This window comes from Providencia sp. PROV040, from assembly GCF_032706145.1.
Classification (GTDB): domain Bacteria; phylum Pseudomonadota; class Gammaproteobacteria; order Enterobacterales; family Enterobacteriaceae; genus Providencia; species Providencia hangzhouensis.
This window is the reverse complement of the sequence record NZ_CP120530.1, coordinates 719065-729569: the sequence shown is the minus strand read 5'-3', so window position 1 is coordinate 729569 and position 10505 is coordinate 719065. Positions and strand designations below refer to the sequence as shown.

Here is a 10505-nt window from a genome sequence, read left to right as displayed (position 1 = left end):
TTAGCCATTCTTTCTAAGATTGACGTTTTTAATATAACTCTCTCATTCCAATCTATTTAAAATAAATTATTATATATCCTTAAAATTTTAAATTTCATATCAATAAAGAAATTTAAAATTCTGTGCTTAACACTTGGATTTTCTATCTCATGAATGATCTTATTAATTTTTTTCTCATCATTACTTCCAACAGGAAAGTTTATGCCATACTTCAAATAACCTATGGCCGATGAGTAAACTTCTGAGATTTCATCTCTTTTCATTTTTCGCAATAAAGATTTAACTTCAACTAAATTTATTTCAGATAAATATCTTCTCTCAACAGCCTCATTAATGATTTTCTTTAATTCCATAGGAGTTGTTAATTTTCTTTCATCGTTCAAGCGAATTTCATTTAGAATATTATCAACCTCTAGATTTCTCAAATCGGTCGTTGATGTAGCCTTATCATGAGTATGGTGCTCAGTTCTATTAAGTTCGCATTTTAGTCGTTCAATAAAAACACGACTTATCCATTTAGGGTCTTTTTCATTGGATGAGATGTTTTTAAGCACATTTTCAATCGTTTCCTTAACGATATAGCTCCCTTGATTTTTATTTAATTTATCAATGTGTTTTAAGCATTCTTGAGTCTCATCTTCCTCTACTTCTTTTTCTGATAAATACAACTTCACATACTGCTTCACCTCTTTGATAGATGAATTAGTTGCAAGGGCTATTTTCAACTGTAACTCTACATCTATATTGATTGGGTCTGTTTCTTCTATATCCTGATTGTTTAACTTTTTATCCACCACTTCAATATTGTTATTAACTTTTTCCTCTGATTTTTTTTCAATAGTCCTAGGTGTTAATTTTTTCACTACTTCAACTCGTGATGTTTTAATATTGTCGTCTATATATTTAGCCTCCATGGTAATAGGATTATTATTTACTTTACGAATATCATTCGGAAAATATTTTCTAAGTTTACATTTAATTTTATCAGAACCTATACTTGTTAAAGATAATCTTCCTTCATTCAGCAACTTTAAACTTTCTTCTGAATTAGCTTGTATTAACCTTTTTATTTCATTAACAATTAAGTTTTTTGACTTTTTACTAATATTATCTTTATTTCCTTTTTTTTGAATCATCATAGCCAATGTGTCACCGCTGGCTATATTTGTATCATTTTTTCTGAGTGCAATCCCCATAATTTTTCCTCTTTTCTTAATAGATAACTACATTCAAAAATAATATATAAATAGATAAATATTCGATATCAGATAGCGCTACTCCTATACATAGGTGGCATATTTAAATAACACATTGATATCTAGCATAATCTAATTGACACAACGATAATTAAGTGGAATTAATACCCTTATATATAATAAATAACGATAAAGAGATTCTATATGAATAACGTAACCATCCGCAGAGCAACATTGGACGATGTGCCTGCAATAACTAAAATGCACGCTGATTATTCGGCGTATGCCAACACCTTACAACTGCCATACCCAACAGAAAAAACATGGGAAGCGCGCATTGGCACGAATGATCTACTCGTCACACAGTTTGTGGCCACTATTGATGATGTCGTTGTCGGGTTACTCGTTATTCATCAACCAAGCCAAATACGCCGCCGCCATGTGGCTACCTTCGGGATTACCGTTAGTGAAACCCACCAAGGCAAAGGTATTGGCTCACAACTGATGCAAGTGATGGTGGATTACTGTGACAACTGGCTGAATGTCCATCGCATAGAACTAGAAGTATTCGCCGCAAATGGCAGTGGCGTCGGGCTGTATGAAAAGTTTGGTTTTGAACTAGAAGGCCGCATGAAAGATTATGCATTTCGTGATGGGCAATATGTTGATGCGGTGATGATGAGTAGGATCAAAAAATAGCGATAAAAAAATGCCACACAATAGGTGGCATTTTAGCGCATCATGAAAACGTCTAACGACTATTTGTCGCCTAACAGCACGGAGTCCAGTGCAATTTCAATCATCTCATTAAACGTGGTTTGACGTTCTTCTGACGTTGTTTGTTCGCCAGTTTTGATGTGGTCAGAAACGGTACAAATCGTTAATGCACGTGCACCAAACTCAGCGGCAACACCATAAATACCCGCAGCTTCCATTTCAACACCTAGGATGCCGTATTTTTCCATCACTTTGAACATATCAGGATCTGGTGAGTAAAATAGGTCTGCTGAGAACAAGTTACCCACACGCACATTCACGTTTCTTGCTTTTGCCGCTTCAACCGCATTATGGACTAAGTCATAGTCTGCAATCGCTGCAAAATCATTTTCTTTAAAACGTTGACGGTTAACACGTGAATCAGTACAAGCGCCCATACCAATCACAACATCACGCAATTTGACGTCATCCATTACTGCGCCACATGAACCCACACGAATAATCACTTTTACACCAAAGTCAGTGATCAGTTCTTTCGCGTAAATGGAGCATGAAGGGATCCCCATACCGTGACCCATAACAGAAATTTTACGACCTTTATAAGTCCCTGTAAAACCTAACATGCCACGCACATTATTGACTTGGCGAACATCCTGAAGGAAGGTTTCAGCGATGTATTTTGCACGTAATGGGTCGCCTGGCATCAGAACGACATCAGCGAAATCACCCATTTCTGCATTAATATGTGGAGTTGCCATGATTATTTCCCTTTAAACTATTAAATATTTTCAAATGAATAAGGTGGCTTCCCACCTTATTATTAATAATCTGTATCTTACTGGCCTAAGCAATTTGAATCGCAGCCAACGAACTACAGCTAGCTTATTACCCTTCAATAGCTCGCTCACTACCTTTCATACTTACCTATTACCCTAAATAATTTGAGTTGTAGCTAGGCGGCAAAGAAAATCATCCCTATGAGCATACATCAGTATGTGATTAGGGGGATTTTATGCAGCCAACACCACTCTACAACTTAAAGTATGACGACAAAGCTTTGCCCATTACCTTTAATTCCCCGCCATTACCCTAAATAATTTGAGTTGTAGCTAGGCGGCAAAGAAAATCATCCCTATGAGCATACATCAGTATGTGATTAGGGGGATTTTATGCAGCCAACACCGCTACAGCTCAAAGTATGACGGGTAATGGGTGTTAGAGCATTGGTTTACCATAATCCATCGGCGACAAATCAAAGTATTTCGCGACAGTCTGGCCAATATCTGCGAAAGTTTCGCGATGACCTAATGAACCTGGTTTCACTTTTGGACCATAAATCAACACTGGGATGTGCTCACGGGTATGGTCTGTACCTGGCCAAGTTGGGTCACAACCGTGGTCAGCGGTTAAGATCAGAATGTCATCTTCTTTAACCAACTTCATCAGCTCTGGTAAACGACGGTCAAATAACTCTAATGCTGCTGCATAACCTGCCACATCACGGCGGTGGCCGTATGCAGAGTCAAAGTCCACAAAGTTAGTGAAAACGATGGTGTTGTCGCCCGCTAGTTTCATTTCTTCTACCGTTGCATCGAATAGCGCATCGATACCAGTGGCTTTAATTTTCTTGGTGATACCGACATGAGCGTAAATATCCGCAATTTTACCGATAGAAACAACTTCACCTTGTTTTTCATCAACTAATTTTTTCAATACGGTTGGTGCTGGTGGCTCTACCGCTAAGTCATGACGGTTACCTGTACGTGTGAAGTTACCCGCTTTGTCGCCAACAAATGGACGCGCGATAACACGGCCAATGTTATAACCGCCTTTGGTTAACTCTTCACGCGCTATCTCACACAGCTCATACAGTTTGTCTAAGCCATAAGTTTCTTCGTGACAAGCGATTTGGAATACGGAGTCAGCTGAGGTATAGAAAATCGGTTTCCCGGTTTTCATATGCTCTTCACCCAGTTGATCCAAAATAACCGTACCTGATGAGTGGCAGTTACCTAAGTAACCCGGTAAATTCGCTTTCTCAACTAACGTATCCAGTAACTCTTGAGGGAAACTATTTTCTTCATCAGAAAAATATCCCCAATCGAATAACACAGGAACACCTGCGATTTCCCAGTGGCCTGATGGCGTATCTTTGCCTGAAGAAATTTCGCTCGCATAACCATACGCACCAATAATTTCTGCATTAGGGTCAAGACCTGCAGGGAATGAACCGCTTGATTCTTCTCCTGCTTTACCTAAACCTAATTTTGTTAAATTAGGTAAATGCAGAGGCCCTTTACGACCAATATCCGCTTCGCCACGGGCGCAAGCATCTGCGATGTGACCCAATGTATTGGAACCTTCATCACCAAATTTATGTGCATCATGTGCTGCACCGATCCCAAAGGAATCCAAAACCATAATAAATGTGCGTTTCATATTTTTCTCCTGCGGTATTTTTAAAACGATATACCACTAAAATCTATTTGTATTACTCGCTGATTTGGCGATAAACCATTGGTGTTGTTTCAGGAGATTTGTCTCCAATCACCATCGCTTCACGCACTTCTTTCGCCGCTTCTTCCCACGCTTTTTCACTATTTGCATGGATAATTGCCAGTGGCGTTTGGGTATCCACTTTGGCGCCTAACGCAGCGATATCACTCAAACCAACGCTATAATCAATTGGGTCTGTCGCTTTACGGCGACCACCGCCTAACGTCACTACGGACATTCCCAGCGCACGTGTATCCATTTGCGTGATAATGCCATCTTTTGGTGCATAAACGGCTTTGCTCAGTACCGCAGTCGGCAGGTATTTGTTGTAATTTTCAACAAAATCAGCAGGCCCTTTTTGAGCTGCTACCATACGGCCAAACACTTCTGCCGCTTTACCATTGTCTAATACTGCCTGTAATTTTTGGCGTGCTTCTTCGCGGTTTGCTGCTAATGAACCAGATACCAGCATTTCTACACATAACGCCATGGTGACTTCATAAAGACGTGGGTTACGGTATTCACCCGTTAAGAATTGAACCGCTTCACGAACTTCAACTGCGTTACCTGCGCTGGAAGCTAGCACTTCATTCATGTCAGTCAATAATGCCGTAGTTTTACAACCCGCCCCATTAGCGACCTTCACAATTGACTCAGCCAACTCTTCTGACTTCTCATAAGTTGGCATAAATGCGCCTGAGCCGACTTTAACGTCCATCACCAGAGCATCAAGGCCTTCAGCCAATTTTTTACCTAAGATTGAAGCGGTAATTAGCGGAATTGAATCCACTGTCGCTGTAATATCACGGGTCGCATAGAAACGTTTATCGGCAGGTGCTAATGAATTAGTTTGCCCAATAATTGCCACCCCGACATCTTTGATAATGTCGCGGAAACGAACGTCATCCGGGAAGATATCGAAATTAGGGATCGCTTCAAGCTTGTCTAGTGTTCCACCAGTGTGGCCTAAACCACGGCCTGAGATCATCGGTACATAACCGCCACAAGCAGCGACCATAGGGCCAAGCATCAGTGAAGTCACATCCCCCACGCCGCCAGTTGAGTGTTTATCAACTAATGGGCCATTGAGATTGAGTGATTTCCAGTTCAGAACGGTTCCTGAATCACGCATTGCTAACGTTAATGCAACGCGCTCAGGCATGGTCATATCATTAAAATAGATAGTCATTGCCAATGCAGCAATTTGACCTTCTGAAACTGAGTTATCGCGAACACCATTGATAAAGAAACGAATTTCTTCTTCGCTTAATGGCTTACCATCACGTTTTTTACGGATAATTTCTTGTGCCAGAAACACAATATTCTCCTTTAAAGTCGAATTTATCGGCTAACAATATTGCGAAAATTAATAACTGCTGCTTGATTTTTTAACGTCAAAACCTAGCGTATTTAATAAATTTGCTAATAGGCTAGAAGCACCAAAACGGAAGTGGCGGCTATCTGCCCAATTGTCACCTAAAATTCGTCCCGCTAACGCTAAGTATTCTGCTGCTTCTTCTGCGGTACGTACACCACCAGCAGGTTTAAAGCCGACTGTTTTTTCAACGCCCATATCACGGATGACTTGCATCATGATTTCCGCGCTTTCTAATGTTGCATTAACAGGTACTTTACCTGTCGAAGTTTTAATAAAATCAGCGCCCGCTTTAATTGAAATTTCAGAAGCCTTACGGATTAGTGCTGCATCTTTTAACTCACCTGTCTCAATGATTACTTTCAGCAACACATTCGCAGCCGCACAAGCGTCTTTACAGGCTTTCACTAAATCAAAACCAATTTGTTCATTACCCGCAATCAGCGCACGATAAGGGAAAACAACATCAACTTCATCCGCACCGTAAGCAATTGCTGCTTTGGTTTCAGCTAATGCGATATCAATATCATCGTTACCGTGTGGGAAATTCGTAACCGTTGCAATACGCACATCTGGAGTGCCTTGCTCACGTAATGTTTTACGTGCAATGGGAATAAAACGAGGGTAAATACAGATTGCAGCGGTATTGCCTGCTGGGCTTTTCGCCTGATGACACAGTGCGATGACTTTCGCATCAGTATCGTCATCATTTAAAGTGGTTAAATCCATAAGTGACAGCGCGCGTTGTGCGGCCGCTTTTAAATCAGTCATATAACTCTCCAACGTTGTTAATTCTTCAGAACGACACGTTCTTTGTTGGCGAGCGGGCTTGGTTCCTTAAAGATGCTAGTCGGATTCTTTCCGAACTGAGCAGCTGAGATCCTTCTCACCGCATCATGCCCTAGAGTCCTAGACTCTGAGAACTAGCAGTTCCATAGCAGCTTACTAATGCCTATTTGACCATGGAATGATGCCATTTTATGTGCTACAAATCACATTAATCGACTGAATGTTACATTATTAAAATAAAAAATGTGATATAGATCAAATTATACCATCTATCGCCATCAATTCTTCTCTCAAATGGCTTTTTCAATATTTTCTTTATCATTGATTGACTAAGTTAAGAATAGTTGAAAATTTACGATTGATATAAAAAGTCATAAAAGAATATAACGAATCAAAATGAAAACGGAAGGATTAATCCCCTTCCGTTTAATTGGATTAGTTGATAGCAAATATAAATTAAATTACGGCTGCTGCGCCTAACGTCAAGAAAAAGCCAGCAATGGTTGCACTCATTAAGTTAGACAGGGTACCAGCCATAACCGCTTTCATACCTAAACGAGCGACATCACCACGGCGATTTGGCGCCATTCCGCCTAAACCACCGAGTAAGATAGCGACGGATGAAAGGTTAGCAAAACCACATAATGCAAACGAAATAATTGCTTTAGTATGGTCGGAAAGCACTTGTTTGCCTGCCGCCAGCACTTCAGCATCCGCTTTCATGTATTCACCGAAGTTCATGAATGCGACAAACTCATTCACAACAACTTTTTGGCCGATAAAAGAACCGGCAATTGTCGCTTCACTCCACGGCACACCAATTAAGAAGGCAATCGGAGCGAATAACCAACCTAATAATAATTCCAGTGATAATTGTGGATAATCAAACCAGCCACCAATACCACCTAAGATGCCATTGATCAATGCAATCAAAGCGATAAAGGCCAATAACATTGCCCCTACGTTCAGCGCCAGTTGCATCCCTGATGATGCCCCAGAAGCGGCCGCATCAATGATATTGGCAGGGCGTTCATCTTCAGCGACTAAATCTGTCGCATCAACCCTATCTTTTACATCTTCTGTTTCTGGAACCATCAGTTTGGCGAATAATAAACCACCTGGAGCGGCCATAAAGGAGGCAGCAATCAGGTATTCCATTGGTACACCCATTTGGGCGTAGCCGGCCAAAACTGAACCCGCTACAGAAGCTAAACCACCACACATAATGGCAAACAGCTCTGATGTCGTCATTGTTGCAATATAAGGGCGAACAACCAATGGTGCTTCCGTTTGCCCAACAAAAATATTTGCTGTTGCAGATAACGATTCTGTTCTTGAGGTTCCCAATATTTTTTGCAGACCACCACCAAGAACTTTAATCACTAACTGCATGATCCCTAAATAATAAAGGACAGCAATTAACGATGAGAAGAAAACAATAATTGGTAAAACGCGAAAAGCGAAAATAAAGCCACCGCCACCAAACAGTTCAAACATTTTATCGGAAACAAGGCCGCCAAAGATGAAGCTCATCCCATCTTGACCATATCCAATAACTTTAGAAACCGCGTCAGACATCCCTTGGAGCACACTACGCCCCGCTGGAACATAAAGAACAAATGCACCAATGGCTAATTGAATTAAAAATGCGCCGCCAACTGTGCGTAGTCTAATTGCTCGGCGATTGCTGGAAAATAGAATAGCTATCGCGATAAGTACCGCCATTCCGATAATACTCATAATGAGCTGCATGGAAGGATCCCTGTTCACTTTATTTTAGGTTGATATATAAGGAAACGTGTAAGTCACCTTGACTCTTAATTTGATGATTATACCTAGTCATCACCAATAACCCGCAATACTCATCACAAATACATACTGCAATAAACAACAAAAATTCACGTAATGTGACAAAAGTCACAAAATCCATTCAGTTTAATCTGGAAAGGCACTAAAGTCCCAATTAAGCACAATAAAAACCGAATAGATTTTAATAGCCAATTAGTGAAATTATATAAATATTATTTATGATTCTGTATGCAGTTTTACTTGGTGAGATTAAATAACGACAAACTATTGTTGTAAAGTTGTTGGGCTATTTCTGCAGGGGATTCGTGGCGAAGCTCACATAATGAACGAAAAACCCACTCAATACGTTCAGGACGATTTGGTTCGCCTTGAAAACCTGAAACTGGCATATCAGGGGCATCCGTTTCGAATAATAATGAAGTCAAAGGGAGTTGCGACATCACATGGCGAGTTTTATTCGCTCTGTCATAAGTAATTGTGCCACCAACACCAATATAATAGCCAAGTTTAACAAAGGCTTGGGCTTGAGATAGACTGCCGGCAAAACCATGCACAACGCCACGAGCTGGGACATCAAAACGACGTAGCATCGCAGCTAATGGGTCATGGCTTTTACGTGAATGTAAAATAACTGGTAAATCAAACTGTTTCGCTAACTTTAATTGTGCGGACAACACCACTTGCTGGCGCTCAAATTGCGGGTTTTGCATATAGAGGTCAAGCCCAATCTCCCCTATCGCCACACACTTTTTATTCTTTTTAGCTAGATAATCAATCAATATATCAATATGTTGCTCTTGAAACTGACTCAAATATAACGGATGAAACCCCATAGCGGCATGCAACTGCGGGTACTGCTGTGCCAGTTGCCAAACTCGTGCAAAATTATCCATACTCACTGTAGGAATGATAATATCACTCACCCCACTTTGTTGAGCAAGCTGCAAACTTTCAGTGAAGGAATCACTAAAAGGTGGGAAATCAAAATGACAATGAGTATCAATAAATTGACGTTTAGCCATCACGATTTTCATTTGCGGATATTGCGGCTAAAGGCATTGAGGTTGCAGGCTCTGTCACCAATTCTGGAATGAGCTCATTCGGTATCTGTGGCTCGAGCTGAATATCTAATGGGTTAGACTCAATTTTCTGTGCCAAAGTATGGCTAAAGCGATTTGTGTTGTGGTCAAAGGCATCACCCAGCGCTGCAATAAAATAGCGACCACACCGGCGCCCCGTATGGTAATCTTGATTAAGCGAAGATACCTTACTACCCAGCGCACTGCTTTTCAGTGGAACAGGTGGATAAATCTCAAAGACCTGTACATCTTTTGGTGGGTTTTCAATAAATTCTTGTGTTCTACGGTAGCTTTTCAGATGAACTTTTAGCATCGCGGCCATACGTTGTAGGCCATTTTTATCCCCTTCCAGCCACCGAGTCATTCTTTTCACCCATTCAGGGGTAAAATACATTTGGGAAGGAACGGTACGGATCACCACAATAGTCTCTGCACCGCGGCGGTATGCCTCTTCAACTGGGATAGCAGCACTAATGCCACCATCTTGGTAAAGCGTGCCATCAAATTCGACACCTTCACGATAAAAGCCCGGAATAGCGCTGGATGCACGAATAATATCGAGCCAGTTGTCTGCGTCAGGCTTTAGAAAAGCAGCGGAAAAATCATCACTGCGGCTTGCTCCCATATAGAATTCACGGCCTGAATTTAATAAATCGAGCCCTGCTTGTATACGTAATGGGAATTCTTTTGCTGTGGTGTCGACGAGCCAATCTAAATCAATCAGATGACCGCCGCGGATAAAGCGCAGTGGATTGAAAAATGCCGAATTAGTCGTATAACGCGTGATCACACGGCGTGCATAACCTGCTTGCCCACAAATATACGCAGAAAGATTTTGAGCCCCAGCTGAAGTGCCTATCATCAGGTCAAAAGGGTTGAAATCAGAGATAAGAAACTCATCCAGTACACCCGCAGTAAAAATTCCTCGTTGACCGCCACCTTCACAAATCAGGGCAGTTTTTCCCGAGTTGATATTATCAAAGAATGCAAGCGGCTCAATCGTGCCGAGTGTAACTGAAACGTGTTTTCCCATAATGCCTCTGA

The 10505-nt window shown here is 41.0% G+C and carries 9 protein-coding genes; 1 reads left to right on the top strand and 8 read right to left on the bottom strand.

The genetic code is table 11. The annotated features are described in order from the left end of the window. Positions 1-56: 56 nt before the first annotated feature. A complete protein-coding gene (locus P3L40_RS03170) occupies positions 57-1196 on the bottom strand; it encodes a hypothetical protein (RefSeq protein ID WP_196732376.1) in 1140 nt (379 codons plus the stop codon). A 204-nt stretch (positions 1197-1400) separates the two neighbouring features. Between P3L40_RS03170 and P3L40_RS03165 the strand changes: the two genes are divergently transcribed. After that, positions 1401-1895, top strand: a complete 495-nt coding sequence (locus P3L40_RS03165) for a GNAT family N-acetyltransferase (protein ID WP_196732378.1) — start codon at positions 1401-1403, stop codon at positions 1893-1895. Positions 1896-1954: 59 nt separating this feature from the next. Here the strand turns inward: P3L40_RS03165 and deoD are convergent, their stop codons facing one another. The 7 genes from deoD to P3L40_RS03130 all read right to left on the bottom strand — a co-directional run bounded on the left by deoD (position 1955) and on the right by P3L40_RS03130 (position 10494). Beyond that, entirely contained in the window at positions 1955-2671 is a 717-nt protein-coding gene (gene deoD, locus P3L40_RS03160; protein ID WP_004914779.1) for a purine-nucleoside phosphorylase, read from the bottom strand. A gap of 457 nt (positions 2672-3128) precedes the next feature. Next, positions 3129-4352 (bottom strand): phosphopentomutase, encoded by a 1224-nt coding sequence (deoB, locus tag P3L40_RS03155; protein ID WP_004905728.1) that lies wholly within the window; start codon positions 4350-4352, stop codon positions 3129-3131. 52 nt (positions 4353-4404) lie between these two features. Further along, a complete protein-coding gene (gene deoA, locus P3L40_RS03150) occupies positions 4405-5727 on the bottom strand; it encodes a thymidine phosphorylase (protein WP_004905729.1) in 1323 nt (440 codons plus the stop codon). Between the two features lie 48 nt (positions 5728-5775). Next, entirely contained in the window at positions 5776-6555 is a 780-nt protein-coding gene (deoC, locus tag P3L40_RS03145) for a deoxyribose-phosphate aldolase (protein ID WP_094962728.1), read from the bottom strand. 474 nt (positions 6556-7029) lie between these two features. Next, entirely contained in the window at positions 7030-8313 is a 1284-nt protein-coding gene (locus tag P3L40_RS03140) for a NupC/NupG family nucleoside CNT transporter (protein WP_172767538.1), read from the bottom strand. Between the two features lie 305 nt (positions 8314-8618). Further along, positions 8619-9404 carry a TatD family hydrolase gene (locus tag P3L40_RS03135; RefSeq protein ID WP_228677485.1) on the bottom strand — a complete coding sequence of 262 codons (786 nt, stop codon included), beginning with the start codon at positions 9402-9404 and terminating at the stop codon, positions 8619-8621. Next, entirely contained in the window at positions 9397-10494 is a 1098-nt protein-coding gene (locus P3L40_RS03130; RefSeq protein ID WP_096864553.1) for a patatin family protein, read from the bottom strand. Before P3L40_RS03130 ends, P3L40_RS03135 begins: the two co-directional genes overlap by 8 nt. Between the last annotated feature and the right edge of the window lie 11 nt (positions 10495-10505).

What these genes read in the sequence shown, in the direction of transcription:
- P3L40_RS03170 (WP_196732376.1), bottom strand. Translation starts at nt 1,196, where the DNA reads ATGGGGATTGCACTCAGAAAAAATGATACAAATATAGCCAGCGGTGAC.
- P3L40_RS03165 (WP_196732378.1), top strand. Translation starts at nt 1,401, where the DNA reads ATGAATAACGTAACCATCCGCAGAGCAACATTGGACGATGTGCCTGCA.
- deoD (WP_004914779.1), bottom strand. Translation starts at nt 2,671, where the DNA reads ATGGCAACTCCACATATTAATGCAGAAATGGGTGATTTCGCTGATGTC.
- deoB (WP_004905728.1), bottom strand. Translation starts at nt 4,352, where the DNA reads ATGAAACGCACATTTATTATGGTTTTGGATTCCTTTGGGATCGGTGCA.
- deoC (WP_094962728.1), bottom strand. Translation starts at nt 6,555, where the DNA reads ATGACTGATTTAAAAGCGGCCGCACAACGCGCGCTGTCACTTATGGAT.
- P3L40_RS03140 (WP_172767538.1), bottom strand. Translation starts at nt 8,313, where the DNA reads ATGAGTATTATCGGAATGGCGGTACTTATCGCGATAGCTATTCTATTT.
- P3L40_RS03135 (WP_228677485.1), bottom strand. Translation starts at nt 9,404, where the DNA reads ATGGCTAAACGTCAATTTATTGATACTCATTGTCATTTTGATTTCCCA.
- P3L40_RS03130 (WP_096864553.1), bottom strand. Translation starts at nt 10,494, where the DNA reads ATGGGAAAACACGTTTCAGTTACACTCGGCACGATTGAGCCGCTTGCA.